24 protein-coding genes are annotated in these 25,902 nt (G+C 70.1%); 12 read left to right on the top strand and 12 right to left on the bottom strand.

Annotation, left to right across the window (positions count from 1 at the left end; all coding sequences use genetic code 11):
• Positions 1-6: 6 nt before the first annotated feature.
• Positions 7-588, bottom strand: coding sequence for a DUF3043 domain-containing protein (locus ACYQ1K_RS08990; RefSeq protein WP_459982504.1), 582 nt, complete (start codon positions 586-588; stop codon positions 7-9).
• A gap of 150 nt (positions 589-738) precedes the next feature.
• Here ACYQ1K_RS08990 and ACYQ1K_RS08985 point away from each other — a divergent pair, with 150 nt between their 5' ends.
• On the top strand, positions 739-1,542 hold the full coding sequence (locus tag ACYQ1K_RS08985; protein ID WP_459982503.1) for a PspA/IM30 family protein: 804 nt from the start codon (positions 739-741) through the stop codon (positions 1,540-1,542).
• Positions 1,543-1,593: 51 nt separating this feature from the next.
• On the opposite strand, the gene ACYQ1K_RS08980 is transcribed toward ACYQ1K_RS08985, so the two are convergent.
• The 3 genes from ACYQ1K_RS08980 to ACYQ1K_RS08970 are packed head-to-tail and all read right to left on the bottom strand — an operon-like array spanning position 1,594 to position 6,792.
• Positions 1,594-4,416: a bifunctional YncE family protein/alkaline phosphatase family protein gene (locus tag ACYQ1K_RS08980; RefSeq protein ID WP_459982502.1), complete on the bottom strand. Its 2,823-nt coding sequence runs from the start codon at positions 4,414-4,416 to the stop codon at positions 1,594-1,596.
• 19 nt (positions 4,417-4,435) lie between these two features.
• Positions 4,436-5,797 carry an ABC transporter permease gene (locus ACYQ1K_RS08975; protein WP_459982501.1) on the bottom strand — a complete coding sequence of 454 codons (1,362 nt, stop codon included), beginning with the start codon at positions 5,795-5,797 and terminating at the stop codon, positions 4,436-4,438.
• Positions 5,794-6,792 (bottom strand): ABC transporter ATP-binding protein, encoded by a 999-nt coding sequence (locus tag ACYQ1K_RS08970; RefSeq protein ID WP_459982500.1) that lies wholly within the window; start codon positions 6,790-6,792, stop codon positions 5,794-5,796. The genes ACYQ1K_RS08975 and ACYQ1K_RS08970 overlap by 4 nt, the downstream gene beginning before the upstream one ends.
• Positions 6,793-6,942: 150 nt before the next feature.
• Between ACYQ1K_RS08970 and htpX the strand changes: the two genes are divergently transcribed.
• The 4 genes from htpX to ACYQ1K_RS08950 are packed head-to-tail and all read left to right on the top strand — an operon-like array spanning position 6,943 to position 10,658.
• Positions 6,943-7,872 carry a zinc metalloprotease HtpX gene (gene htpX / locus ACYQ1K_RS08965; protein ID WP_459982499.1) on the top strand — a complete coding sequence of 310 codons (930 nt, stop codon included), beginning with the start codon at positions 6,943-6,945 and terminating at the stop codon, positions 7,870-7,872.
• Positions 7,872-8,471 carry a PspA-associated protein PspAB gene (gene pspAB, locus ACYQ1K_RS08960; RefSeq protein WP_459982498.1) on the top strand — a complete coding sequence of 200 codons (600 nt, stop codon included), beginning with the start codon at positions 7,872-7,874 and terminating at the stop codon, positions 8,469-8,471. The genes htpX and pspAB overlap by 1 nt, the downstream gene beginning before the upstream one ends.
• A gap of 58 nt (positions 8,472-8,529) precedes the next feature.
• A complete protein-coding gene (locus ACYQ1K_RS08955; RefSeq protein ID WP_459982497.1) occupies positions 8,530-9,252 on the top strand; it encodes a response regulator transcription factor in 723 nt (240 codons plus the stop codon).
• Positions 9,252-10,658: a sensor histidine kinase gene (locus tag ACYQ1K_RS08950; RefSeq protein ID WP_459982496.1), complete on the top strand. Its 1,407-nt coding sequence runs from the start codon at positions 9,252-9,254 to the stop codon at positions 10,656-10,658. The genes ACYQ1K_RS08955 and ACYQ1K_RS08950 overlap by 1 nt, the downstream gene beginning before the upstream one ends.
• Positions 10,659-10,680: 22 nt before the next feature.
• Here the strand turns inward: ACYQ1K_RS08950 and nadA are convergent, their stop codons facing one another.
• Positions 10,681-11,847, bottom strand: coding sequence for a quinolinate synthase NadA (gene nadA, locus ACYQ1K_RS08945; protein ID WP_459982495.1), 1,167 nt, complete (start codon positions 11,845-11,847; stop codon positions 10,681-10,683).
• Between the two features lie 132 nt (positions 11,848-11,979).
• Positions 11,980-12,852, bottom strand: a complete 873-nt coding sequence (locus ACYQ1K_RS08940; protein ID WP_459982494.1) for a GNAT family N-acetyltransferase — start codon at positions 12,850-12,852, stop codon at positions 11,980-11,982.
• Positions 12,853-12,887: 35 nt separating this feature from the next.
• Between ACYQ1K_RS08940 and ACYQ1K_RS08935 the strand changes: the two genes are divergently transcribed.
• Complete coding sequence (locus ACYQ1K_RS08935) at positions 12,888-13,961, top strand: glycerate kinase family protein (protein ID WP_459982493.1); 1,074 nt, start codon at positions 12,888-12,890, stop codon at positions 13,959-13,961.
• Between the two features lie 119 nt (positions 13,962-14,080).
• Positions 14,081-14,434 (top strand): iron-sulfur cluster insertion protein ErpA, encoded by a 354-nt coding sequence (gene erpA / locus ACYQ1K_RS08930; protein ID WP_459982492.1) that lies wholly within the window; start codon positions 14,081-14,083, stop codon positions 14,432-14,434.
• A 94-nt stretch (positions 14,435-14,528) separates the two neighbouring features.
• Here erpA and ACYQ1K_RS08925 read toward each other — a convergent pair whose 3' ends face one another.
• Entirely contained in the window at positions 14,529-14,783 is a 255-nt protein-coding gene (locus tag ACYQ1K_RS08925; protein ID WP_459982491.1) for a hypothetical protein, read from the bottom strand.
• Positions 14,784-14,847: 64 nt separating this feature from the next.
• Between ACYQ1K_RS08925 and ACYQ1K_RS08920 the strand changes: the two genes are divergently transcribed.
• On the top strand, positions 14,848-15,828 hold the full coding sequence (locus ACYQ1K_RS08920) for a carbohydrate kinase family protein (protein ID WP_459982490.1): 981 nt from the start codon (positions 14,848-14,850) through the stop codon (positions 15,826-15,828).
• A gap of 4 nt (positions 15,829-15,832) precedes the next feature.
• Here ACYQ1K_RS08920 and ACYQ1K_RS08915 read toward each other — a convergent pair whose 3' ends face one another.
• Complete coding sequence (locus ACYQ1K_RS08915; protein ID WP_459982489.1) at positions 15,833-16,066, bottom strand: sulfurtransferase TusA family protein; 234 nt, start codon at positions 16,064-16,066, stop codon at positions 15,833-15,835.
• A complete protein-coding gene (locus ACYQ1K_RS08910; RefSeq protein WP_459982488.1) occupies positions 16,063-17,217 on the bottom strand; it encodes a cysteine desulfurase family protein in 1,155 nt (384 codons plus the stop codon). The genes ACYQ1K_RS08915 and ACYQ1K_RS08910 overlap by 4 nt, the downstream gene beginning before the upstream one ends.
• A 211-nt stretch (positions 17,218-17,428) precedes the next feature.
• Between ACYQ1K_RS08910 and ctaC the strand changes: the two genes are divergently transcribed.
• From ctaC to ACYQ1K_RS08890, 4 genes are all read left to right on the top strand, one after another.
• Complete coding sequence (gene ctaC / locus ACYQ1K_RS08905) at positions 17,429-18,313, top strand: aa3-type cytochrome oxidase subunit II (protein ID WP_459982487.1); 885 nt, start codon at positions 17,429-17,431, stop codon at positions 18,311-18,313.
• Positions 18,310-20,022: an aa3-type cytochrome oxidase subunit I gene (gene ctaD / locus ACYQ1K_RS08900; protein WP_459982486.1), complete on the top strand. Its 1,713-nt coding sequence runs from the start codon at positions 18,310-18,312 to the stop codon at positions 20,020-20,022. Before ctaC ends, ctaD begins: the two co-directional genes overlap by 4 nt.
• Entirely contained in the window at positions 20,019-20,435 is a 417-nt protein-coding gene (locus ACYQ1K_RS08895) for a cytochrome c oxidase subunit 4 (RefSeq protein WP_459982485.1), read from the top strand. Before ctaD ends, ACYQ1K_RS08895 begins: the two co-directional genes overlap by 4 nt.
• A 164-nt stretch (positions 20,436-20,599) precedes the next feature.
• Positions 20,600-21,820: a L,D-transpeptidase gene (locus ACYQ1K_RS08890; RefSeq protein ID WP_459982484.1), complete on the top strand. Its 1,221-nt coding sequence runs from the start codon at positions 20,600-20,602 to the stop codon at positions 21,818-21,820.
• Here the strand turns inward: ACYQ1K_RS08890 and ACYQ1K_RS08885 are convergent.
• The 3 genes from ACYQ1K_RS08885 to qcrA form a co-directional block, all read right to left on the bottom strand.
• Complete coding sequence (locus ACYQ1K_RS08885) at positions 21,809-22,903, bottom strand: LLM class flavin-dependent oxidoreductase (RefSeq protein WP_459982483.1); 1,095 nt, start codon at positions 22,901-22,903, stop codon at positions 21,809-21,811. The genes ACYQ1K_RS08890 and ACYQ1K_RS08885 overlap by 12 nt on opposite strands.
• A gap of 160 nt (positions 22,904-23,063) precedes the next feature.
• Positions 23,064-24,827 carry a cytochrome bc1 complex cytochrome b subunit gene (gene qcrB, locus ACYQ1K_RS08880; RefSeq protein WP_459982482.1) on the bottom strand — a complete coding sequence of 588 codons (1,764 nt, stop codon included), beginning with the start codon at positions 24,825-24,827 and terminating at the stop codon, positions 23,064-23,066.
• Complete coding sequence (gene qcrA, locus ACYQ1K_RS08875) at positions 24,824-25,897, bottom strand: cytochrome bc1 complex Rieske iron-sulfur subunit (protein WP_459982757.1); 1,074 nt, start codon at positions 25,895-25,897, stop codon at positions 24,824-24,826. Before qcrA ends, qcrB begins: the two co-directional genes overlap by 4 nt.
• Between the last annotated feature and the right edge of the window lie 5 nt (positions 25,898-25,902).

The raw sequence follows: 25,902 nt of genomic DNA, 5'->3' as shown, positions 1-25,902 counted from the left end.
GCGACCTCAGCGGTAAGTGTCGGGAAGCTGCTGCCCGATGCGCACCTGCGGCTTCGGCATGCGCAGGAACCGCAGCTGCAGCGTGCGCACGACCGCGTAGTAGGTCAGCCCCTTGGTCGTCACGTCGGGGAAGCGCCGCTTGAGCTGCCGGTGCAGACCCATGCGGAGCCAGACCAGGTTGCCGACGACGGCGAGCAGCATCAGGGTCATGAAGGCGTTGGCGAACCAGGCCAGGCTGCTGTTGCCTGACCAGCCGAGCACCATCGTCACGACGAGGAGCGGCAGGATGAGCTCGGCGATCGTGAACTTGCTGTCGACGTAGTCACGCGTGAAGCGGCGTACAGGCCCCTTGTCGCGAACCGGCAGGAAGCGCTCGTCTCCCGTCTTCATCGCCTCGCGCGTGCGCTGGCTGGACTCGTAGCGAGCGTTGCGCGAAGCCGCCGACTGCTCCTTGCGCGTCCGCGGGGTCCGGACGCGCGCCATCCGTGCGGCCTCCGCCTCCTTGCGGCTGGGCGTCGGGCGCCCCTTGCCACCATCCTTGATGGTGGTCTCGTCGACGACGGCGGTCTGGGACTTGCGACGGAACACTGCGGGGCCTTCTCCAGGAGGACATCTCGTACGTCGTCCAGGGTAGTGGTTGTGCCGGGACCCGCCACATCGTTCGGTCGCGCCCGGTTGTGCTCCCGCCGTAGGGTGAGGTCACATCATCGATACTCCGTGAGAGGCAACCGAACCGCCATGAGCCTGTGGAGCCGTTTCTCCCTGATCTTCAAGTCGAAGGCCAGCCGCGTCCTCGACCGCGCCGAGGACCCACGCGAGACGCTGGACTACAGCTACCAGAAGCAGCTCGACCTTCTCGCCAAGGTGCGCCGCGGCGTCGCGGATGTCGCCACCAGCCGCAAGCGGGTCGAGCTGCAGCTCAACCAGCTCAACCAGCAGTCCACGAAGCTCCAGGAGCAGGCTGAGAAGGCCATCGGACTGGGCCGCGAAGACCTCGCCCGAGAGGCCCTGACCCGCAAGTCGGGGCTGACCAGCCAGATCGCCGACCTCAAGACCCAGCACGACGCGCTCCAGGCGGAAGAGGAGAAGCTCACCCTCGCCCAGCAGCGTCTGCAAGCACGGGTCGAGGCCTTCCGGACGCGCAAGGAGACCATCAAGGCGACCTACACGGCGGCCGAGGCGCAGACGAAGATCAACGAGGCGCTCACCGGCATCGGCGACGAGCTGGGCGACGTCGGTGCGGCGATCCAGCGCGCCGAGGACAAGACCGCGCAGATGCAGGCGCGTGCCGGAGCGGTCGACGAGCTGATCGCCTCCGGCGCGCTCGACGACGTCACCTCGCTCAACAAGGGCGACGACATCTCCCGTGAGCTCGAGGCGATGAGCTCCCAGTCGGACGTCGAGGCCGAGCTGGCGCGCCTCAAGAGCAAGACCTCGGGCCAGGAGCTCCCCGCCACCGACGTCCCTGAAGCCCTCGAGTCGGGCCCCATCCTCGACGCCACCCCCGAGGACGCGACCGCCCAGAAGCCCGACCAGCAGTAGCAGCCGCCCGCCCGCATGGGCGGGCGGGCAGCTGCGTCGTTGACGGACCTGTCAGTCCTGGTCAGGCGACGGGATCGCGCCGCCGGGCACCTGCGACGGGGCGTAGACCTGGGAGTCGCCGGGGTAGGGCACCTTCCAGTCGTGCGAGGCATACCAGGTGTAACGGTTCATCAGCTCTGGCGCAGCAGCGTCGGCGTGGGCGCCATTGCCGGTGAGCTTCTGCTGCTTCTTCCAGGCGTTCCACTGCCCCGCGACGTTGGTCTCGGCGTCGGGCACGGCAGTCTGCTTCTGGACCTCGGCGTTCAGCTTTGCAGCCGCGGGACCGGTGAGCCCGAGCGTGTCGGGGCCGCAGGCGGGGGCCGTGGCGACGCCTTCGGTGAGCGGGATCCGGTTCGGCACGGCGTCGAACGGCGTGTAGTCGGGGGTGGAGGTGAACGCGCCGAACATGGGCGTGGCCGCCGCGACCCGCTGGTTCAGGGGCTCGGCGCCGAGGATCTGCTCGATCGTGCGGACCATGGTGATCTGCGAGTAGAAGTGGCTGTCGACCGCTCCGTGCTTGGCCCAGGGGCTGATGACCTGGATTGGCGCGCGGTGGCCGTCGACGTGGTCGGCGCCGTTCTGGCTGTCGTCCTCGACCACGAAGATGACCGAGTCCTTCCAGTACTTCGAGTGCGAGATCTCATCGACGATCTGACCGACGGCGAGGTCGCCGTCCGCGACCTGGGCCCGCGGGTCCGCCGTGCCGCCGGTGTGGTCGCTCGAGAGCCACATCATGTTGAAGTTCGCGGGACCGTTCGCACGGAAGTCCTGCTTCCAGATCTGCGCACGGTAGATGTCCGGGATGGCTGTGTCGAACGGCGGCGAGGTGGGGTTGGTGATGTCGTTGAGCGATGGGATGACCGACCCGTAGTTGCCCTTGAGGCCGGGAGCGGTCAGCTGGGCGGGGTCGCCGCCTGACTGGACGCTGGTGGCGGCGCAGTAGTACTGCTGCCACGTGCTGCCGGCCGGCTTGCCCTCGGTGTAGAGGAACTCGCCGAAGTTGCGGGCGGTCTTGCCGGCGTCCTGGATCGCCGTCCACAGGAAACCGGAGCGCTGGTGACCGAGCACGTCCTCCTCGGTGTCGTAGGAGCGGGTGTACTCGCCGGCGCTGGACTCGGTGTACTCCGGGTTGTCGCCCTGCATGATCCAGTTGTGACCCTCGGCGGAGTTGGTGCCGATGTCGTAGGCGTTGTCGTAGAGCCCGAACTGCCGCGCCAGCGCATGCTGGTTGGGCGTCACCTGCTCGCCGAACTGGGCCAGCGTCGCGTCACCGTTGCCCTGGGGCATGTCGCCGTAGACCTGGTCGTAGGTGCGGTTCTCCTTGACCAGCATGAAGACGTGCTTGATGGTCGACGGGTCGCCGATGCGCGTGGGCACGGCCACGGCGGGGACGTGCTCGGCACGGTTGCCGTTGGCGTGCTTGACGTCGGTGTCGGCGTCGCCCCAACCGTTCGAGGCGAAGACCTGCGGTGTGTAGGTGTCGCGGATCGCCCCGTCGCTCGGAGGCGTGAACCGCGTGAGCGACGCCGTCGTGCCGTGCGTCCCGTGTCCGGTGGCCTTGGTCGTGCCGGTGCCCGCGTTGAAGGTCAGCAGCGGGCCGCGGGCGTCGATGCCGCGGGTGTTGGTGACGACGACCTGTCCGTCCGCCTCGGCGACGGCGGTCGGGTAGTAGTCGGTGGGGACCAGGCCGACGAAGTCGACCGGGGACTGCGGGTCGCCGTGGTAGCGGTAGACGGCCACGGCGTTCGCCCGCCCGAGGCTGACCAGCAGGTGGCCGTCCTGGGTGAGGGTGATGCCGTTGGGCTGGTAGCCGACCTTCGCGGCCGACCACGGCTGGGTGTTGATGGTCTGCACGACCTTGTCGGTGGCGGTGTTGACGACCGAGACGGTGTCGTCGTTGGTGTTGGCGACGAACAGCGCACGGCCGGCGACGTGGAGCGCCGTGGGGTGGAGCCCGACCTCGATGGAGCCGACGGCCGCGGACGGCGCAGCGGTGTCGATGACGCTGAGCGTGCCGGTGGTCGACGTCCCGCGGTATCCGTCGGAGGGGACCGCCGTGCCGTAGGAGTCCATCGTCGAGTCGCCGGCGGCTGCCGGGCGGCCGCCCTCATTGCTGACGTAGAGCTTGTCGCCGACCAGCGCGAGCTGGCGCGGCGCGATGCCCACGGTCCACGACGGGCCGATGGCACCGGTGGTGGCGTCGATGGCGACGACGCGGTTCTGGCCGTTGACGGCGACGTACAGGGTCTTGCCGTCGGCGGCGTAAGACGACGCGCCGGTGAGGGCCTGCTGGCCGCTGACGGCCGGGATGGCGACCTTCACGCCTGTGCCGAGTGTGCCGTCGGCGTTGACCGGGAAGCGGGTCAGGCCGGTGGCGTTGGGCATCCACAGGACGGTGCCATCGGGGGAGTACGTCGGACCCTCCTGGCCGACGGTGTTGTCGGCGAGCCGTGCGTTCACGCCGGACGCGGTCCCACCGCGCCAGATGAGCTTGTCGGTGCTCAGGTCGAAGATCTGCAGCGAGACCGAGCGGTCGGTGCTGGTGGCGGCGAGGTAGCGGCCGTCGGGGCTGACGGTGGAGGCCATGAACTTGCCGTACTCGGTGACGAGTCGGTCGCCGATCGGCTTGATGGTCTGGTCGGCCGAGACCTGCAGCCCGTTGGCGTACTCGGTGCCGACCCGGTTGTCGTCGAAGATCGCGGTGGTGCCGTAGGCGACACCGGTGCCGGCGACCGCGAGAGCCGCAGTGCTGGCGACGGCAAGGCGGAGCTTGTGCTTGCTGAGGAGCCCGAGGCGGACATCCGATACGCGTCTGCGCTGGCGCGTCACGTGCATGATGGACGTGGTTCCCTTCTCAATGCGGGTCGAGCAGGTCGACGGAGCCGTCGAGCTGCCAGAGGGGGTTGGGTGCGTCGCCGTGGGGCGTTCGCACGCTGAAGTAGCCGTTCACCTCCTTCGGTCCGTCTCCGTCGGCGACGTAGCGCCCATCGGCGGTCACGTCGAGCTGGTAGATCGCCGAGCCCACCGCGGCCGAGCCGGGGAGGTGCCACGACACGACGCAGCGCCAGTCGTGGCCGGCGCCGTGGTCGTCGACGAGAGGGCCGCCCCTGTCGCAGTCGGCGCTGGCGGCCAGCTGCCGCTCGGTGACGGCGGGTCGGTGGAGCTGCTCGGTCTGCAGCCGGTAGAGATGCCCGAACGACGTCGCCAACGACGCGTCGAGCTTGTCCTTCTCGATGCCGGAGCCGTGTGCGGGCGTCGCGATCGCTACGACACAGGCGGTCAGCGCGACCAGGCCGGTCAGGGGGAGCACCGCGGCGGCGAGGGTGCGGCGGCCGGCGCCGTCATACGCCAGGTCGGTGAAGTCGCGCCGCAGGAACAGGACGGAGGCGAGTCCCGTCGCGAACACGGCCCACACGAGGCTCACGCCGACGCTGATGAGCAGCGGGCCCGTCTGCACCGGTTCGGTGAAGAGGCCGCGCCAGGCCAGGAAGGCGTTGCTCGGCAGGGCCAGTCGGACGGCGATCGGGACGGGCAGCAGGAGGGCGAGGTCCATCGCCAGTGCGAGCACCGCCGGCACCAGCAGCCCCATCGGCGAGCGGCCGAGCACCACGGAGCCGAGGAACCCGACGGAGGCGAAGGCGCATGTCGGCGCGAGGATGCAGAGCCAGGCGAGTACGACGACCCGGGCGGCGTCGCCCGTGCTGAGCAGGTGCCCGTCCAGGCCGACGAGCGGGTGGCTGCCGGCGGCCGCCATGCCGCCGACGATGCTCGAGGCCGCCAGCCCGCCGATCATGGCGACCACGACCGACACGCTGGCGAGCACCTTGGCGATGAAGATCCGCCGCGGTGAGCGGACGGCGACGAGGAGGTGCCGCCAGGTGCCGAGCCGGTCCTCGGAGGCGAAGACATCCCCGGCGACGAGCGACGTGAGCAGGGGGAGTCCCCAGCTGCAGGCGAAGGCGAGCACGACCAGAGACCCCGCCCAGCCGGTGGCGAGCATCCAGCGCCCGAAGACCGTGTCGGTCGGCAGCGACGACTGGTGGCTCACGACCGCCACGAAGCCGCCGGGAGCGACCCAGCAGGCGAGCAGGACCAGTCGGATCCGCCACTGGGACAGGAGCTTGGCGAGCTCGAAGCGGTAGCCCGGGAGAAGTGACGCCGGTCGAGCGGGCTCCGGCCCCGCGGACGTGGGAACCATCGGCAGGGTGGCGGTCACGAGGCCTCCTCGGCGGCAACATCAGAGGCATCATCGGGGGCATCATCGGGGGCAGCATCGGAGACAGCATCGATGCCGGTCAGCGCCAGGAACGCGGCCTCGAGGGGCGCCACCACGGGCGTGAGCTCGCGGACGGCGACACCGGCGTCCACCAGGCGGACGACGAGGTCGTCGAGGGAGGCGACGGCGCCGCGGACGACCAGCGAGTCCTGGTGCCGCCGGACGATGTCTGCCACGACTCGCAGTCCGGGCGTGGCGGCCGCGACGTCGCGCGCGGCCGCCGGGTCGGAGGTGAGCACGCGATAGTCGAGGTCTCCGCTCTCCATCGCGAGCTTGGCGATCGGTCCGGCGAAGGCGACGCGGCCGCCCGCGAGGATCGTGACCTCCGAGCACAGGGCGGCGAGGTCGTCCATCCGGTGACTGGAGAGGATGACGGCGACACCGTCGTCGGCGAGCCTGCGGATGACGCGGTGGACGTGATGCTTCCCCGCCGGGTCCAGCCCGTTCGCCGGCTCGTCGAGGATCAGCACACGCGGTCGGTCGATCAGCGCGGCCGCGAGCCCCAGCCGCTGCCGCATGCCGAGTGAGAAGCCGCGCACCCGGTCGTCGGCGACGTCGGCGAGCCCGACCTGGTCGAGCGCGGCCGCGACCGCAGGCCCGCCGTCCCTCCGAGAGCCCCGCAGGCGCATGAGCGCGCCGAGGTTCTGCCGCGCGGTCAGCGAGGGGTAGAGGCCGGGGCCGTCGACGAAGCCGGCGACACCAGGGAGCACGGAGAGCATCCGGCCGACCGGCGTGCCGAGGACCTCGAGTGTGCCGGCGTCAGGGACCGCGAGGCCCAGCAGGAGGCCGAGAAGGGTGGTCTTGCCGGCTCCGTTGGGGCCGACGAGGCCGTGGACGTGGCCCGCCCAGATGTCCAGGTCGACGCCGTCGAGGGCGACCACCTCGCCATAGGTCTTGGTGATCCCGCGAGCCCGAACTGCGGGGTTCTGCTCCATCCCGAGTGCCTTTCCTTTGCGAACAACAGGAAAGCTATGGAGCGCGTGTGACCGGCACGAAGGCCGAAAGCAAAACGATCGGTGAACCCATGACGCACGGTCGGGGAGATCGCCGGGTGCATCGGTTGCGGGATCGGGGAGACTTGCCTCATGGCACGCACACGGTTCGTGGGAGACCCGGGCCTCTCCGCGCGGATGACGCTGGTGATGGCTCTTCTCGGGTCCCTCTTCGTCGCGCTCATCGTGATCCTGATGAGCCTCTTCTGGAACTCGAGCCCGGGCATCGCGGTGCTCATCGGACTCGCCGGCCTCGGGGTGGCGTGGTGGCAGTGGTACTCCTCCGACACCCTGGCCATGCGGGCGATGCGCGCCCGCGAGGTGTCCCCGCAGGAGGCGCCCGAGCTGCACGGCATGATCGAGCGCCTCTGCGTGCTCGCCGACATGCCGAAGCCGCGGGTGGGCATCGCTGACACCGACATGCCCAACGCCTTCGCCACGGGGCGCTCGCCGAACCGCTCGGTCGTCGTGGTGACGACCGGGATCCTGCGTCGGCTCAACGCCGAGGAGCTCGAGGGCGTGCTGGCGCACGAGCTCTCCCACGTCGCTCACCGCGACGTGCTCGTCATGACCGTCGCGTCGTCGGCGGGCATCGTGGCCGGCATGCTGACCCGAGGCGCGCAGTACGGCGCCTTCTTCGGCGGCGGACGTCGCGACAACCGGGACAACAACGGGCTCCCGATCTGGCTGATCGTGCTCGTCGTCAGCCTCGTGGTCTACGCCGTCAGCTTCATCCTGCTGCGCCTCCTCTCGCGCTACCGCGAGCTGTCGGCCGACCGCGCCGGCGCGCAGCTCACCATGAAGCCGCGTGCGCTCGCCAGCGCGCTGCAGAAGATCACCGGCGAGATCAACCAGATCCCGAACGCCGACCTGCGCCAGTCGCAGGCCATGAACGCGTTCTTCATCGCCCCCGCCGTCAGTGGGCTCTCCCTCAAGACCCTCACCTCGACCCACCCCTCGCTCGAGCAGCGCCTCGAGCAGCTGGCACGGATCGAGGCCGAGCTCGGCAGGCCCAGCGCCTGATGGGCCTCTGGGACACCATCACGGGCCGTTCGCGGCCCAAGCAGGCGAAGCTCGACGCGCTCTTCCACGTGCCGAGCGCGGCCATCACCCTGCAGACGGCGCTCGGGCGCACGCCGACCGGCGACGGTGCGGTCTGCTACCGCGGCGCGGCCGGCGCGGGCTTCGCCACGACCCAGGCCGACCTGGTCAGTCTGGTCTCGTCGGGGCCCGAGGCCCCGCGCGTGACGACCAGCACCGACGAGTTCGGGTTCACCTGGCTCGAGGTCGACAACGACCCGATCGACCCCGCCAACCCTGACCTCACGTCGCTGTGCACCGACCTGCATGCGGTGAACTCGACGCTCGAGGAGCAGGGGTATGGTCCCGGGCTGCTGTGCTCGCTCGTGCCGTTCACCGGCGCGGACGGGCGCCGAGTGGGACTCGTCTACCTCTACAAGCAGGGCACGTTCTACCCGTTCGCCCCCGCTGCTGGCGGCCACGGCGGTCAACAGCGCGACAACCTGCTCGAGCTCCAGGTGCGCGACACGCTGGCCGGCGAGCTTCCGATGGAGGCCGACCTCAGCCGCTGGCTGGCGATCTGGGGCGCCCCGGGACTCTGAGGCAGGGTCCACAGATGCTTCACAGACTTCTCACAGATTGCGAGGAGACTGTAGAGCCATGACCGACGCCGAGACCCTGTCCCGCCCCGACGGCTCCCCGCTGCGGGTCCTCGTCGTCGACGACGAGGTCAACATCGCCGAGCTGATCGGTCTGGCGCTGCGCTACGAGGGCTGGCAGGTCCAGACGGCGCACACGGGCACCAAGGCGGTGGCCGCGGCCAAGGAGTTCGAGCCCGACGCGGTCGTGCTGGACATGATGCTGCCCGACTTCGACGGCCTCGAGGTGCTGCGCCGCGTGCGGACGACCCAGCCCGACCTTCCCGTCGTCTTCCTCACCGCCAAGGACGCCGTCGAGGACCGGGTCGCGGGGCTGACGGCGGGTGGCGACGACTACGTCACGAAGCCGTTCTCGCTCGAGGAGGTCGTCGCCCGGCTGCGGGGCCTGATGCGGCGTGCCGGCGCACGGCGGCAGGCGTCCAGCTCGGTGCTCACCGTCGGCGACCTGCGGCTCGACGAGGACAGCCATGAGGTCTTCCGCGGCGAGGACGAGATCAGCCTGACGGCGACGGAGTTCGAGCTGCTGCGCTACCTGATGCGCAACCAGCGTCGCGTGCTGTCGAAGGCCCAGATCCTCGATCGCGTGTGGAACTACGACTTCGGTGGCCAGGCCAACGTGGTCGAGCTCTACATCTCCTACCTGCGCAAGAAGATCGACGCCGGCCGGCCGCCGATGATCCACACGCTGCGTGGGGCGGGCTACGTGCTCAAGCCGGCCACCTGATGAGGCTCTTCGCCACGCTCACCTCGCGGCTGGTGGTCACGGCCGTCGCCCTCGTGGCCCTGGTGTGCCTGCTCATCGGCACGGTCACGACGGTCGCGATGCGCAAGCAGCTGATGGACCGCCTCGACGGCGACGTACGCTCCCTCGCCCACCCGGGCCCCGAGAGCGGCCGCAACTTGGGCCCGGGGACGCTGCGCGTCGTGCTCCCCGCCGCTGGCAGCTCGTTGCGGGGCCAGGGACAGATCCTCGGCCGCGACGCCGAGGAGTTCTCGACGATCTCGGACCTGAGCGAGTTCGGCGACGTGCCCGCCGACCGCACGCCGCACACCGTCGACGTGCCGGGCCACGGCTCCTACCGCGTGGTCGCCTTCGACGCCCGGCTGCCGTCCGGCGAGGCGGTCACCGCGGTGACCGGTCTGCCGACGTCCACGGTGGACGACACCATCGGCGGTCTCATCCGCTGGGAGGCGCTCCTGACGCTCCTGGGCGTGCTGGTCGCGGCCGGCGCCGGCACGGTCGTCGTACGCCGCCAGCTCCGACCGCTGCGCGAGGTGGCCGCCACCGCCCACACCGTCGCGGGCATCCCGCTGGCCACGGGTGACGTCGAGGTGACCGAGCGCGTGCCCGAGCGGCTCACCGACGCCCGCACCGAGGTCGGTCAGGTGGGCAACGCCCTCAACACGCTCCTCGAGCACGTGGAGTCCTCGCTCGCTGCTCGGCACCGCAGCGAGCAGCAGGTGCGTCAGTTCGTCGCTGACGCCTCCCACGAGCTCCGCACGCCGCTCACCACGATCCGCGGCTACACCGAGCTGGCTCGCAAGCACCCCGAGGACGGCGAGGCGGCGGCGCTCGCGTTCGCGAAGGTCGAGGAGGAGTCCGGCCGGATGACCTCGCTGGTCGAGGACCTCCTGCTGCTGGCGCGGCTCGACGCCGGCCGACCGCTCGAGCACCACCCGGTCGACCTCACGCGCCTGCTCATCGAGGCGGTCTCCGACGCCCGCGTCGTGGACACCGAGCGGCGTTGGCAGCTCGTGCTGCCCTCCAGCGCCGATCCCGAGGCCCAGGCCGAGGTCATCGTGCCGGGCGACGAGCAGCGCCTGCACCAGGTCGTGACGAATCTGCTCAGCAACGCCAGCCGCTACACCCCACCCGGGACGACCGTGACCGTCCGGGTCCTGGCCGACGGGTTCGACGTCCACGACGACGGACCGGGGTTCCCGCCCGCCATCGCGGCGCATGCGTTCGAGCGGTTCGTCCGGGGCGACGAGTCCCGCAACCGCGCCGGTGAGTCAGGAGCAGGCCTCGGCCTGGCGCTCGTGCAGGCGATCGTGCAGTCCCATGGCGGCACGGTCGGGCTCGAGAGCCGCCCCGGCGACACGACGATCCGGGTGCGCCTCCCGCGCTGAGGACGCCAGAAGGAGAGAGGGGTCAGTCCTTCTCGGTCTTGCCCGGCAGCTCGAGCATCCGCTCCAGGGCGACCTTCGCGTAGTGCTCGGTGTCGGGGTCGACCTCGATGACGTTGGGCACGACACCGTTGACCAGCGACTCCATCGCCCAGACGAAGTGGGGCAGGTCGATGCGGTTCATCGTGCTGCAGTAGCAGACGTTGCGGTCCAGGAAGACGATGCGCTTGTCGGGGTGGGCGGCTGCGAGCCGCTTCACGAGATTCAGCTCGGTGCCGACCGCCCACGCGGAGCCCGCCGGCGCGGCCTCGATCGTCTTGATGATGAACTCGGTCGAGCCCACGAGGTCGGCCTTGAGCACGACCTCGTGCTGGCACTCGGGGTGCACGAGGATCTGGATGCCCGGGATGGTCGCGCGCAGCTCGTCGATCGTGTCGGGGGAGAAGCGGCCATGCACCGAGCAGTGGCCCTTCCACAGGATCATCGTCGCGTCGGCCAGCTCCTCGGCGGTGAGGCCGCCGTTGGGCAGCCACGGGTCCCAGACGACGCACTTGTCGAGACCGATGCCGAGCTTGAGCACCGCGGTGTTGCGGCCCAGGTGCTGGTCGGGCAGGAAGAGCACCTTCTCGCCGCGCTCGAACGCCCAGGTCAGCACGGTCTCGGCGTTCGACGACGTGCACACGACCCCGCCGTTGCGGCCACAGAAGGCCTTGATGTCGGCGCTGGAGTTCATGTAGGTCACGGGGACGACCTGGTCGGCGATGCCGGCGGCCTTCAGCGCCGCCCAGGCAGCCTCCACCTGGCCGAGCCGCGCCATGTCGGCCATCGAGCAGCCCGCGGCGAGGTCGGGCAGGATGACCTTCTGCTCGGGGCCGGTCAGGATGTCGGCCGACTCCGCCATGAAGTGCACACCGCAGAAGACGATGTACTCGGCGTCCGGGCGCGCCGCCGCGTCGCGGGCGAGCTTGAAGGAGTCGCCGGTGACGTCGGCGAACTCGATGACCTCGTCGCGCTGGTAGTGGTGACCCAGGACGAACACCCGATCTCCGAGGGCCGCCTTGGCCGCGCGGGCACGCGCCACCAGGGAGGGGTCGGAGGCCGGAGGCAGGTCGCCGGGGCACTCGACGCCGCGCTCGGAGTCGAGGTCGATGCCACGGCCCAGCGGCAGCAGCGGGAGGTCGACGGTCGTCATGACCGCATCGTACGTTCACGTCGTCAGGTGCTGGACCCGGTCCCACGAGGCGTCAGGCGTGACCTGCACCTCCACCCTCCCCTCCTCCCAGGTGAACGATGCTCGGCGCAGCCGGTCGGCGGCACCAGCACATCAAAGCAGCGCGCCGTGGTGGATGTACGGCGCCGGCGGCTTGAGGCCCTTCAGCCCGAGGTAGCCCGACTGGCCGAGCCGCAGGCGCGCGGCGATCCCGACGTCGAGCGCCCACTGGTTGGCCGCCGTGAGGTGAGGGACGACCACTGGCCCGGTGGCGTCGGCCAGAGCGGCCCAGAGCAGCCGGGTCGCGGTGCGCCGGTTGTCGGCCGCCAGCAGCGCCACCCGGCCGCGGTGGTCGAGGTAGGCATACCCGGACCCGGTCGTGCTGTCGGAGACCAGCAGCCGCATGGTCGAGAGCAGGTGCTCGTGGTCGGGGCCGTGCGCCGCGCCCCGAGCGGCGCGATCGAGGGAGTCCATGAGCTCGACGTCCGATGCACTGCCCTCCCGCACCTTCTCGATGATCGGGATGGTCGTGCGGTCGACCTCGCCGCTCAGATGCATCTGGGGGTGCAGGTCGAAGCCGGCGAGCTTGTAGCGCCGTACGGCCCGTGGGTCCTCCGACGCCGACAGCATCGCGTGCAGGCAGGCGCGACCATGGTGCTGGGCCGCCGCCAGCAGGGCGGTCCCGATGCCCTGCCCTTGGAGGCTCGGCCGGACGGCGTACGTCGCCAGGAACCACGTCGTCTCCCGCACGAACGACGTCGCGAAGCCGACCATCCCCTGATCGCCGTCCGCGACCCAGCACCCGCCGGGGTCGGTCGCGAGCAGGTGCTGGGTGCGCCTGAGCCACTCGGCGGAGTGGGCCGGTGCACGCCGCTGTGGGTCTGCGGCGCCACGGCTTCGGCTGCTGAGCTCCAGCTCGAAGAACGCGTCGTCGCTGAGCGCCTCGGCCGCGCTCACGTCCTCGGGGCGCATGGGCCTGATCTCCACCGCCGTCAGCGTAGAGAGGTCTTAGGGTGCTCGCCATGAGGATCCTCGTGGCGCCCGACAAGTTCGCCGGCACGCTGACCGCCGTCGAGGCGGCGGACGCCATCGCCGAGGGCTGGCGGCGCCACGCGCCCGGCGACGAGATCGACGTGGCACCCATGGCCGACGGCGGACCCGGGTTCGTCGACGTCCTGCAGGCGACGCTGGGCGGCGAGCTGCTCGCGGTGACCGTGACCGGTCCCCACGGCGGCTCCGTCCCGGCCACGATCCTCCTGGCCGGGACCACGGCGTATGTCGAGTCCGCCCAGGCGTGCGGACTCGCGCTCACGGGCGGCAAGGAGGCGGAGAGCGCCACGACGTACGGCGTCGGTGAGCTCCTTCTCGCCGCCGGGGACGCTGGCGCCCGGCGTGTCGTGGTCGGGCTCGGCGGCAGCGGGACGAACGACGGCGGCGCCGGCCTCCTGGCGGCCCTCGGTGCGACGGCCGACCGGCCGCTCGACCAGGGCGGCGCCGCGCTCGCGGGCATCACGCGGCTGACGCTCCCGCAACGCCCGGACCTCGAGATCGTCGCCGCCACCGACGTCGACAGCCCGCTGACCGGCCTCTTCGGCGCGACGAAGACGTTCGGGCCGCAGAAGGGTCTCACCGAGGAGCAGCTGCCAGCGCTCGACGGCGCCCTGCAGGATCTCGCCGGCGCGGCGGACCGGCGGCTGGCGCTGAGCCGGGGCGCCGGCGCGGCAGGCGGTCTCGGCTACGCGCTGATGCTCCTCGGCGCCGTGCGCCGGCCCGGCATCGCCCTGGTCGCCGAGGCCGTCGAGCTGGCTGAACGGGCCCGTCGGGCCGACCTCGTCATCACCGGGGAGGGCGCGTTCGACTTCTCCAGCCGCTCGGGCAAGGTTCCCTACGGCGTCGCCGAGATCGCCGGAGCGGCCGCCCGCCCGTGCGTGGTGCTGGCCGGGCGGGTCGACGTCGGCTCACGAGAGATGCGGGCGCTCGGCGTCGAGTCGGCGTACTCCCTCGTCGACCTCCTCGGGGAGGAGCGCGCTCTCGCCGACCCTGCCGGGTCGTTGGCCGCCCTCGCCCAGCGGGTGGCGCGCAGCTGGTCGCGCTGAGTCTCGCGCTGAGCAGCCGAGTCAACTGGGCACCTCGCGCGATCGGGGGGGAATAACCGACGGTGTGCGAGACTTGACCCCAGGACAGACCCCCGCACCCGATCAACCAGGGAGCCACCATGACCGACACCGCCTTCGAGCGCCGCGCCGACAGCATCAACCTGAGCCCCGTGGCGGCCGCCAAGGTGAAGAGCCTGCTGGAGCAGGAGGGTCGTGACGACCTCTCGCTGCGCATCTCCGTGCAGCCGGGTGGCTGCTCCGGCCTGCGCTACCAGCTCTTCTTCGACGAGCGCACCCTCGACGGGGACGTCGTCACCGACTTCGACGGCGTGGGCGTCGTCGTCGACCGGATGAGCGTGCCCTACCTCAACGGCGCGATGATCGACTTCGTCGACACGATCGAGAAGCAGGGCTTCACGATCGACAACCCGAACGCCACGGGTTCCTGCGCCTGCGGCGACTCGTTCCACTGAGCCGCCACTGAACGCCGCCACTGAACCACACAACAGCCCCCGCCCGGATCACGGGCGGGGGCTGTTGCCATCACAAGGAGATGATGCGGAGGGGTCAGTCGAGGTCCAGGTCGAGTGCGGCGGCGATGCGTCGGGCGGCCACGGCAGGGTGGATCTCCGCCTTCGCGACCTCCCGAGGGAAGTCCTCGAAGCGGATGCTGGGTGCGGGTCGGGCGGCGGCCCGCGCGATCGTCTCGAGAGGGGACCGGGGCGAGAGCCGGGCGTCGGCCGCGCGGCAGTCCGCGTGGAGCTCCGACGGGGTCGCCGGGTCCTCGTAGGCGAGTCCCGTGGCCGGCTGCTCGTCACTCATACAGACGACGTTAGGCACTACCGATGGGTACTCCTAGCGGTACCTGCGGGTAGTGTCTCGGCACGTGTCTGGAGCCCTTCTGATCGCCGCCTCGATCGCGACCGACCACCTGATGACCTTCCGTGGAAAGTTCGCGGACTCCCTCGTCGTCGAGCAGCTCGACAAGCTGTCGGTGAGCTTCCTCGTCGACGACCTCGAGATCCGTCGCGGCGGCGTCGCGGCCAACATCTGCTTCGGCCTCGGCCGGCTCGGGCTGAACCCCGTGCTGGTGGGCGCGGTGGGCGAGGACTTCGGGGACTACCGGTCCTGGCTCGAGCGCCACAACGTCAACTGCGACCACGTGCACGTGTCGGAGTCCAAGCACACCGCCCGCTTCGTGTGCACCACCGACGACACGATGGCGCAGTTCGCCAGCTTCTACCCGGGCGCCATGTCGGAGGCGCGGCTCATCGAGCTGGCGCCGATCGTGAAGGCGGTCGGCGAGCCGGCCTATGTCCTCATCGGAGCCGACGACCCCGACGGGATGCTGCGCCACACCGAGGAGTGCCGCCAGCGCGGCTATGCGTTCATCGCCGACCCGAGCCAGCAGCTGGCCTTCGGCAGTGGCGACCTGATCCAGAAGCTCGTGGACGGCGCTGCGTTCCTGTTCTCCAACGAGTACGAGTCCCACCTCATCGAGTCCAAGACCGGCTGGAGCGCCGCGGAGGTGCTCGCGCGTGTCGGCACGCAGGTGACCACGCTGGGTGCCGACGGCGTCCGCATCACCCGCCAGGGCGAGGACCCCATCGTGGTCGCGGCGTGCAAGAACGTGGCGGCCCTCGAGCCCACGGGCGTCGGCGACGCCTTCCGGGCTGCGTTCCTCGCGGCCACCACGTGGGGCCTCGGCGTCGAGCGGGCCGCTCAGGTCGGCTGCACCCTCGCGGCGTACGTCGTGGAGACGGTCGGCACGCAGGAGTACTCCTTCACCCACCAGCAGTTCCTCGACCGGCTGAGTGAGAGCTACGGCGACGAGTCGGCCGCCGAGGTGGCGCCGTTCCTGGCCTGACCCGTCAGGTCACGCGCCTGACCAGGTAGACCGGGACGCCGTCGGGCGCGGTCTCGACGCCGGCGTACTCCTGGCCCCGCAGCCGACACCACGCCGGCACGTCGTGCCGCGCCGCCGGGTCGTCCGCGGCCACCGCCAGCACGTCGCCCACCGCGACCTCGGGCAGGTGGCGCGCCAGCTCGATGATCGGACGCGGGCAGGGCAGGCCACGGCAGTCCAGCAGTCGCTCGCCGCTCACAGCGCGACCTCCGCGCGGAGCGCCCTCACCACGTCGGGCAGGACGGCCAGGAACCGCTCGACGTCGTCGCGGGTGGCATCCCGGGCGAGCGAGAGCCGCACGTTGCCATGCGTGAGCGCGCCCATCGCACCGAGCACGCGCGACGGCTCCCGGGTGTCGACGGCGCAGGCGGACCCGCTCGCGATCCCGAAGCCGCGCCGGTCGAGCTCGGTCACCAGCGCCTCCCCGTCAACGTAGAGGCACGAGAACGTCACCAGGTGGGGGAGCCGGTCGACCGGGTCCCCGACGAGGTCGACGTCCGGGATCCGGGTGACGCCGGCCCGCACCAGGTCGATGAGCTCGCGCTGCCGCGAGCCGACCTCGTCGCGCTCGGCGACCATCGCCTGCAGGGCCGCGGCCGCCGCCAGCGCGCCCGCGACGTTGGTGAAGCCCTGCTCCGCCGTGCCGTGCGGGTCGCCGGGGAACGGCCAGGTCCAGGAGGCGCCCTTGCGCACGAGGAGTACGCCGACCCCACCCGGACCGCCCCACTTGCGGGCCGACCCGGCGAGTGCGGTCCACCCGTCCGGCAGCGGCAGACGGCCCATGGACGCGCATGCGTCGACGAAGAGCGGGCCCGACGTCGTCGCGGCCAGCTCGGCCACCGGCTGGACCGTCCCCACCTCGTGGTTCGCCTGCTGCAGGGCGACCAGTGCGGCCCCGCTCGCCAGGCGTGACATCTCGTCCAGGTCGACCCTGCCAAGGCGGTCGACCGGCGCCTCGACCACCTCCATCGCGGGCCGCTGCGCCACCTGCGGGGACACCCACTGGGCGAGCCACTGGGCGATCCACTGGGCGGCGTCGGTCACCGACTGGTGCTCGACCGCCGACGTCACGATCCCGCCGGCACCGGCAGTGACCGCCAGCCCGGCCACTCCGGCGTGGACGGCCGCGGTCCCGGACGACGTGAACATCACCTCGTCGCGGCGCACCCCGAGGCTCTCGGCAACGACCTCGCGAGCGTTGTCGAGCAGCAGCCGAGCGTCCCGGCCGGGCCCGTGCAGCCGGCGCGGGTCGGCGTACCCACGCTCGTGAGCGGCCGAGAGGACGGCCAGCGCAGCGGGATGCAGCGGCTCGGCAGAGGCCGCGTCGAGGTAGACCGCGGGAGAGGTCACAGACCAAACCTTAGGAGGTCGCCCGCGGGGGCACCCCCCGGGCGGTTGGAGGGACCGCTTCCGCTAGTCTGCGACCTGTGAACTCGTGCCCGCATGCGGGCCCGGGTCACTAGCCGTGACTGCTCGAGAGAGAGGCTCGTTCGTGGGTCTGCACTTGCCCGGAAAGACGGGGGGCCGGCGACCGGCGGGGAAGACGTCCCTGCTGGCCGTGATGGCTTCCGCCGCCGTCGTGCTGCTGTCCGGCTGCGCGGCCGAGACCAGGGCCGAGTGGCGGCGCGCCGCGATGCCCGACCCGGCCTCGGCACAGGGCGAGCACAACCTGTCCCTGTGGCAGGGCGCGTGGATCGCCGCGCTGGTCACCGGCGTCATCGTGTGGGGCCTGATCCTCTGGGCGATCTGGCGCTACCGCCGCCGCAGCGAGGCGGACATCCCGATCCAGACCCGCTACAACCTGCCGATCGAGATCTTCTACACGATCGCGCCCGTCCTCATGGTCATCGTGTTCTTCACGCACACGGTCCGCACGCAGAACGAGATGCTCGACGAGGGCCACGTCGACAACACCATCGAGGTCGTCGGCCAGCAGTGGCAGTGGACCTTCAACTACGGCCTCGGCACCCGCGACGGCTCGGCGGACAACGACCCGACGGACGACAAGTTCCCGTACTCCAGCTATGTCTACGAGCTCGGCACGGCGCAGCACATCCCGACACTGGTGCTGCCGCTGGGGGAGACCACGCGGTTCAACCTGCACAGCCCCGACGTGATCCACGACTTCGGCGTCCCCGCCTTCCTCATGAAGATGGACGTCGTCCCCGGTCGCGTGAACCACTACGCGATCACCCCCACCCGCACCGGCACGTTCGCCGGCAAGTGCTACGAGCTCTGCGGCGTCTCGCACTCCCGCATGCTGTTCAACGTCAAGGTCGTCAGCCCCCAGGAGTACCAGGCCTACCTTCAGGGCCTGCAGAGCAAGGGCCGGGAGACCTCGAAGCCGTTGCTCGGTGGCGAGGACGCTCACACCCAGGCCGGCCTGAACGAGCTGGCCGGCAGCGAGGGTGGCCAGAGCACCGAATCTGAAGGAGCGAACAAGTGACCGCGACAGCATCGCCCACCACGGCGACTCCGGGCGGCCGGCGACCGCTCGGTCAGCAGGCCTACCGGCTGCTGACGACGACGGACCACAAGCTCATCGGCAAGCTCTACTTCGTCACGGCGTTCTGCTGGTTCCTCCTCGGCGGCGTGATGGCCCTGATCATCCGTGCCGAGCTCGCGTTCCCGGGCAACCAGATCGTCAACGACGAGCTGTACAACCAGCTGTTCACGATGCACGGCACGATCATGCTGCTGCTGTTCGCCACGCCGCTGTTCTTCGCCTTCGGCAACGCGATCATGCCGCTGCAGATCGGCGCTCCCGACGTCGCCTTCCCGCGGCTGAACATGTTCAGCTACTGGCTGTTCCTCTTCGGCGGCCTCATCGCCGCCTCGGGGTTCCTGACTCCCCTCGGTGCGGCCGACTTCGGCTGGTTCGCCTACACGCCGCTGTCGGACGCCGTTCGCAGCCCCGGTGTCGGCGGTGACCTGTGGATCATGGGTCTGTGGATGGCCGGTCTGGGCACCATCCTCGGTGCGGTCAACTTCATCACGACCATCATCTGCATGCGTGCGCCCGGCATGACGATGTTCCGGATGCCGATCTTCGTGTGGAACACGCTCATCACCTCGCTGCTCGTGCTGATCGCGTTCCCCGTGCTCGCCGGCGCGCTGCTCTCCCTGGAGGCCGACCGCCAGCTCGGCGCTCACGTCTTCGACGCCTCGCACGGCGGAGCCATCTTGTGGCAGCACCTGTTCTGGTTCTTCGGGCACCCCGAGGTCTACATCATCGCGCTGCCCTTCTTCGGCATCATCACCGAGATCCTGCCCGTCTTCAGCCGCAAGCCGATCTTCGGCTACATCGGCCTCGTCGGCGCGACAGTCGGCATCGCGATCCTCTCGGTCGCCGTGTGGGCGCACCACATGTTCGTCACCGGCGCGGTCGACCTGCCGTTCTTCTCCGGCATGACCTTCCTCATCGCAGTCCCGACCGGCGTGAAGTTCTTCAACTGGATCGGCACGATGTGGGGCGGCTCCGTCAGTCTGGACACCCCCATGCTGTGGTCGATCGGCTTCCTGACCACCTTCCTCTTCGGTGGCCTCACCGGCGTCATCCTGGCCAGCCCGCCGCTCGACTTCCACGTGTCGGACTCCTACTTCGTGGTGGCCCACTTCCACTACGTCGTCTTCGGCACCGTCGTCTTCGCGATGTTCGCCGGGTTCTACTACTGGTGGCCCAAGCTGACCGGCAAGATGCTCAACGAGCGCCTCGGCAAGATCCACTTCTGGATCCTGTTCGTCGGCTTCCACACCACCTTCCTCGTGCAGCACTGGCTCGGCGTCGAGGGCATGCCCCGGCGGTACGCCGACTACCTGCCCTCCGACGGCTTCGAGACGCTCAACCAGATCTCGACGGTCGGCGCGTTCCTCCTGAGCCTGTCGATGGTCCCGTGGTTCCTCAACCTCTGGGTCACCCGCAAGGCGCCCAAGGTCGAGGTCGACGACCCGTGGGGCTGGGGCCGCTCCCTGGAGTGGGCGACCTCCTGCCCGCCGCCGCGCCACAACTTCGTGACCCTCCCGCGGATCCGCTCGGAGGCCCCGGCGTTCGACCTGCACCACCCGGAGATCGCGGCCCTCGAGCTCGAGTCCGAGGACGAGCTCCTCGTTCACGTCCCCGGCAAGTCCACGCGCACGGAAGGTGAGGACCGATGAAGTCCGAGACCTGGATCTTCGTGGCCTGCACCATCTTCCTGGTGCTCGTCACGCCGGCCTACGCGCTGGTCACCAGCGCCTCCGAGCACGGTCTCGACTGGACGGGCACCTCGGCGCTCACGATGACCACGCTGCTGACCGGCATGGTGTCGCTCTACCTCGGGTTCCACGCCAAGCGCATGGACCCGCGTCCGGAGGACCGCAAGGACGCTGAGATCGCCGACGGCGCCGGCGAGCTCGGCTTTTTCCCGCCGTACTCCTGGTGGCCGCTGTGGTGCGCCGCAAGCCTCGCGGTCATCACCTACGGCGGCGCGCTGGGCGCCTACTGGCTGATGATCATCGGTGGCGTCCTCGGTGCCCTCTCGCTCGCTGGCCTGGTCTTCGAGTACTACCGAGGCGAGCACGCCCACTGAGCGACGCCTGGGACGCACACCACTTGATCACGAACTGATCACGAAAGCCCCGCCGATGACAACCCTTCGGCGGGGCTTTTCGTCTCAGAGGGCAGTGGAAGTTAAGGTGGCCGCGGTCTAGCCCAGCGGCCTGACCGATCGAGTCATCCTGTCTGGAGATCGCCATGGGGATCATGCGCACGGCCCGACCTGGCGTGCTGCTGCTCGCAGCCGTCACCGCCGCGACCCTGCTGACGGCGTGCAACGCCGACACCAGCGTGCCGACCGCGGGTGGGACCGAGCCGTCCTCCACCAGCTCCGCGACCCCGTCGACCTCGGCGCCGTCGGACCCGGTCGCAATCTCCTCCAACGTCAGCCGGGGCGAGCGGGATGTTCCCGTCGACCGCCGGGTCAGCCTCACGGCGACCGCGGGGCACCTCGAGGACGTCAGCATCTCCGGCGGCACGACCACGGTCACGGGCTCCCTGGCCGCGGACGGTGCCTCCTGGACGGCTGACGACCTCCTGGAGCCCAACACGCTCTACACCGTGCGAGCCACCGCCCGCGGCGAGCAGGGCGGCACGACCCAGCAGCGGGTCCGCTTCCGCACGCAGGCGCTGACGCTGGCCCAACAGACCTACCCCTCGGTCGCGCCACTCAACGGCGAGACGGTCGGTGTCGGCATGCCGGTGATCGTGACCTTCGACGTCGCCGTCACGAACAAGAAGGCCATCCAGCGGCACATGACGGTGACCAGCACGCCCGCTCAGAAGGGCACGTGGCACTGGATCAGCGACCACGAGGCCCACTGGCGGCCGGCGTCGTACTGGCAGCCCGGCACCAAGGTCGCCGTCGACGTCGCCATCCGCTCCGTGCCCGCCGGCAACGGCGTCTACGGTCAGGAGAACCGCAAGCTCACGTTCCACGTGGGCGACGCCCACGTCTACCGCGTCAACACCCAGACACACCAGATGAAGGTGTGGGTCAACAAGAGGCTGCTGCGCACGCTCCCGATCACCACCGGCAAGGCCGGGTTCACGACCCGCTCGGGGACGAAGGTCATCATCGAGAAGTTCGCGAGCAAGCGGATGCGCTCGGAGACCATCGGGATCGGCAAGAACAGCTCCGAGTACTACGACCTCGACAACGTCCAGTGGGCGATGCGCCTGACCTACTCCGGCGAGTTCATCCACGCCGCGCCGTGGTCGGTCGGGTCCCAGGGCTACGCCAACGTCTCGCACGGCTGCACCGGCATGAGCACGGCCAATGCGAAGTGGCTCTACGACCTGAGTCGCCGCGGCGACGTCGTGGAGTACACGGGCACGGACCGCCCCATGACCCTCACCAACGGCTACGGCGACTGGAACGAGCGGTTCAGCCAGTACGCGAAGGGCTCAGCTCTCTGAGGGCCGTGCCGGCGCCTGTGCCGGCGCCTGGGCGAGCAGTTCGCGCACACGGGGGACCACCTTGGTCCCGTAGAGCTCGATCGAGCGCATCAGCTGCTCGTGCGGCATCGTGCCGTTGCTGTACTTGAGGTCGAACCGGGTCGCTCCCAGGACCTGGATGGTCCGCGCGATCTTGCGTGCCACCGTCTCGGGCGAGCCCACGTAGAGGGAGCCGTGGGCGATCTCGTTGTCATACTCGGCACGAGTCGCCGGCGGCCAGCCACGCTCGGCGCCGATGCGGTCCCGGTTGGCCTTGAAATGCGGGAAGAGCTGGTCCGCGGCCTCGGCGTCGTCCTCCCACACGAAGCCGGGGGAGTGGACGCCGATCGGCAGGTCGACGGCGTCGTCGCCGCCGTCCGGCGGGACCAGCTCGTCGAGCGCGCGGTGGAAGAGCTCGGCGTACGGCGCGAAGCGTGCCGGGTCGCCGCCGATGATGGCCAGCATCAGCGGGAACCGGTAGCGCGCCGCGCGGACGACCGACTCCGGTGATCCACCGACGCCCACCCAGGCGCGCACGGAGCCGCGCTCGGTCTTCGGGTGGACCTCGGCGTCGACCGGGCCCCGCACACTGCCCTTCCAGGTCACGTGCCGCTCGCTGCGCAGCTGGGCGAACAGGTCCAGCTTCTCGCTGAAGAGGCGCTCGTAGTCGGCGAGGTCGAACCCGAACAACGGGAACGACTCGGTGAACGAGCCGCGGCCCAGGGTGACCTCGGCTCGCCCGCTCGAGAGCGCGTCCAACGTCGCCGTCCTCTCGTAGACGCGCACCGGGTCGTCGGAGCTGAGCACCGTGACGGCGGTGCCGAGGAGGATGCGCTCGGTCCTCCCCGCGATCGTGCCCAGCACGACCTCGGGCGCGCTGATCGCGAAGTCGGGGCGGTGGTGCTCGCCGACGCTGAAGGCGTCGATGCCGACCTGGTCGGCCAGCACCGCCTCCTCGACGACGTGGCGGAGCACCTGGGCGTGGGGGAGGGGGTTGCCGTCGGCGCCCCACGTCACGTCACCGAAGGTGTCGAGTCCGAACTGCACGTCCACAGGATCTGACACGTCAACCCTCCGCATCGAGAGACCGTTGCTCCGGCGCTCTCGTAGGTCGATCCGGTGCTCTGGTCGGTCGAGTAGCCCGAGCCGCTAGGCGAGACCCGTATCGAGACCCGTTCTCGATACGGGTCTCGATACGCTCGCTACTCGACCAACGAGACTCAGCTCAGTGGTGGTATCCGCCTTCGGGACGGATGGGCTCCTCGGAGACCGCGTGGCGGCCGTCGAAGTGGTGACCCTCAGCGGAGTGACCGTCGAGCGCGGCCAGCTCGTGAGCCTCGTGCTCGGCGTGGTGACGCGCCTCCTCGAGCTCCTCGGGGGTCGGCTTGTCGATGTCGTCGGCGTAGTACATCGTGCGGACCTTGGTGCGGAGGCCGGCCAGCGCCCGCTTCGGCGCCCGTACGCCGTTCCCGTCGGCACCGGGCGCCGGCTCGAGCTGCCCGGCGCTGCGGTCGCGAACGGTGATCGTGTAGGCCTCCGCCTCGGGAAGCGGGAGGTGCTTCTCGTAGTAGGAGCCCTCCGGTGTCCGCATGATGACGCCGGTCTCGTAGCCGTGGAGCAGCGTCTCGTTGTCGTGACGCTGCAGGCTGACGCAGACCCGGCGGGCGATGATGAAGGCGATGATCGGGAAGATGAAGACGCCCGCCCGGAGGATGTAGGTGATCTGGTTGATCGAGGCGTGCAGCTTGATCGCGATCAGGTCGTTGCCGCCGGCCATCCAGAACGACGCGTAGAGCGTCATCAGCGCGACCATCGTCGCCGTGCGGGTCGGCGCGTTGCGCGGACGCTGGAGCAGGTGGTGCTCGCGCTTGTCCCCGGTGATCCAGGCCTCGACGAACGGCAGCAGGAGCAGCACGGTGAAGAGCAGACCGGGCAGCACGATGATGGGCAGGAACACGTTCCACGACCAGGTCGAGCCCCAGAAGTGCGACTCGATGCCCGGCATGATCCGCAGTGCGCCGTCAGGCCAGCCCATATACCAGTCCGGCTGGGAGCCGGCGGTGACCTTCGTCGGGTCGTAGGGCCCGAACTTCCAGACCGGGTTGATCGACATCAGGCCGCCCATGACCGCGGTGATGCCGAAGACCACGAAGAAGAACCCACCGGCCTTGGCGGCGTACACCGGGAGCATCGGGAAGCCGACGACGTTCTCCTCGGTGCGGCCGGGGCCGGGCCACTGCGTGTGCTTGTGGTAGACGAGCAGCAGCATGTGAGCGGCGATGAGCGCCAGCAGCAGGCCCGGGATCAGCAGCACGTGGATCGTGTAGAGACGCGGGATGATCGAGTCACCCGGGAACTCGCCTCCGAAGAGGAAGAACGAGACATAGGTGCCGACCACCGGGATGGACTTGATGAAGCCGTCCGCGGCCCGGATGCCGGTGCCGGAGAGCAGGTCGTCGGGCAGGGAGTAGCCGGTGAAGCCCTCGAGCGTGCCGAGGAGCAGCAGGAGGCAGCCGATCACCCAGTTGAGCTCGCGCGGCTTGCGGTGCGCGCCCGTGAAGAACACGCGCAGCAGGTGGATCATCATCGCCGCGATGAAGAGCATGGCCGCCCAGTGGTGCATCTGCCGCATGAGCAGTCCACCGCGCACGTCGAAGCTGATGTGCAGCGCCGAGGCGTAGGCCTCGGACATCGAGATGCCGCGCATCTGGTCGTAGGAGCCCTGGTAGGTCACCTCGGCCATCGACGGCCGGAACCACAGCGTCAGGAAGACGCCGGAGAGCAGCAGCACGACGAACGACCACAGGGCGATCTCGCCGAGCATGAAGGACCAGTGGTCGGGGAAGACCTTGCGCAGGTTCTTCTTGCCCATCGCCGCGAGGCCGAGGCGCTCGTCGGCCCAACCGGCGGCGGCCCCGACCTTCGACGGCTTGCCAGCGACGGCAGCGGTCCTGTTGGAGCTGGCCACCTTGGAAGTATCGATGCTCACTGGAGCTCCTTAGCAACTTCTTCGGGGCTCTTGGTGTCGCGCTGCCAGTAGCTCGGGCCGACCGGCTCGAGGAAGTCACTGAGCGCGATGAGGTAGCCCTCGTCGTCGACTCCCAGCGGAAGCTGGGGGAGGTGCCGACCGGCCGGTCCGAAGACGACCTTGCCGGAGTCGGCGAGGTCGAAGGTCGACTGGTGGCAGGGGCACAGCAGGTTGTGTGTCGTGCGCTCGTTGAGCGAGATCGGGCAGCCGACGTGGGTGCAGATCTTGGAGTAGGCGACGATGCCCTCGACCGACCAGTTGCGGGTGACCTCGCTGACGATGTCGGCCGGGTCCATCCGCAGCATCACGATCGCGGCCTTGGCCTTGGCGATCTGCTTCTGGTCGCCGGGCAGCTCCGGGTAGCCGTTCTCCTGAGTCGGGAAGAGGAACTCGGGCTCGGCGTTGAACAGGTCGCCGATCTCCATGTCGGAGGCCTTGACCGGCGTGCCCACGACGTCGCGGACGACCCGCATGCCCTTCTTCCAGACCGTGTGCTCCAGACCGGCGCCCGGGTAGGTCCCGACGACCTCGTTGGGCAGCGGGCCGAGGTCGCGCAGCATGACGATCGCGGGGGCCGCGAGGAGGGCCACCGAGCCGATCAGCGAGTTCCGGACGAGGGGGCGACGACCGATGCCGGACTCCTCGAGGCCGGCGTTCAGCGCGGCGAGGGTCTGGGTGCGGTCGGCCTCCGAGGACGCGGCGGGGTGGCGCTGCTCGACGATCTCGTGGTCGCCCATGAGCTTGCGTGCCCACTGGATGACGCCGACGCCGATGAAGAGCAGGGCCAGGCCAAGGGTGACGCCGAGCGCCACGTTGGAGGCCCCGAGGCCGATGAAGGTCGGACCGTCGACGCCGGTCTCGAGCGTGATGTAGAAGACGACGAAGAGGACGGTCGCGATCGCGGAGAGGCCGAACAGGGTGGCGACCTGACGCTCCGCGCGCTTCTCTGCCTTGGTGTCGACATCGGTCGGACGCCAGTGGTGCCCCGGGAGGCCCGGGTCGGGCAGGAGCGCGTCCGTGCCCACGTTCATGGGCT

The organism is Nocardioides sp. AN3 (assembly GCF_054653495.1).
Note: the sequence above shows the minus strand (reverse complement) of the source record. Positions and strands in the feature narration are given on the sequence as shown.

Bases quoted from the DNA above. Each gene is read 5' to 3' on its own strand.
- ACYQ1K_RS08985 (WP_459982503.1), top strand. From the start codon at position 739: ATGAGCCTGTGGAGCCGTTTCTCCCTGATCTTCAAGTCGAAGGCCAGC.
- ctaC (WP_459982487.1), top strand. From the start codon at position 17,429: ATGGCTTCCGCCGCCGTCGTGCTGCTGTCCGGCTGCGCGGCCGAGACC.
- ACYQ1K_RS08955 (WP_459982497.1), top strand. From the start codon at position 8,530: ATGACCGACGCCGAGACCCTGTCCCGCCCCGACGGCTCCCCGCTGCGG.
- ACYQ1K_RS08980 (WP_459982502.1), bottom strand. From the start codon at position 4,416: ATGCACGTGACGCGCCAGCGCAGACGCGTATCGGATGTCCGCCTCGGG.
- ACYQ1K_RS08970 (WP_459982500.1), bottom strand. From the start codon at position 6,792: ATGGAGCAGAACCCCGCAGTTCGGGCTCGCGGGATCACCAAGACCTAT.
- ACYQ1K_RS08925 (WP_459982491.1), bottom strand. From the start codon at position 14,783: ATGAGTGACGAGCAGCCGGCCACGGGACTCGCCTACGAGGACCCGGCG.
- ACYQ1K_RS08895 (WP_459982485.1), top strand. From the start codon at position 20,019: ATGAAGTCCGAGACCTGGATCTTCGTGGCCTGCACCATCTTCCTGGTG.
- erpA (WP_459982492.1), top strand. From the start codon at position 14,081: ATGACCGACACCGCCTTCGAGCGCCGCGCCGACAGCATCAACCTGAGC.
- ACYQ1K_RS08950 (WP_459982496.1), top strand. From the start codon at position 9,252: ATGAGGCTCTTCGCCACGCTCACCTCGCGGCTGGTGGTCACGGCCGTC.
- pspAB (WP_459982498.1), top strand. From the start codon at position 7,872: ATGGGCCTCTGGGACACCATCACGGGCCGTTCGCGGCCCAAGCAGGCG.
- nadA (WP_459982495.1), bottom strand. From the start codon at position 11,847: ATGACGACCGTCGACCTCCCGCTGCTGCCGCTGGGCCGTGGCATCGAC.
- htpX (WP_459982499.1), top strand. From the start codon at position 6,943: ATGGCACGCACACGGTTCGTGGGAGACCCGGGCCTCTCCGCGCGGATG.
- qcrA (WP_459982757.1), bottom strand. From the start codon at position 25,897: ATGAACGTGGGCACGGACGCGCTCCTGCCCGACCCGGGCCTCCCGGGG.
- ACYQ1K_RS08935 (WP_459982493.1), top strand. From the start codon at position 12,888: ATGAGGATCCTCGTGGCGCCCGACAAGTTCGCCGGCACGCTGACCGCC.
- ACYQ1K_RS08890 (WP_459982484.1), top strand. From the start codon at position 20,600: ATGGGGATCATGCGCACGGCCCGACCTGGCGTGCTGCTGCTCGCAGCC.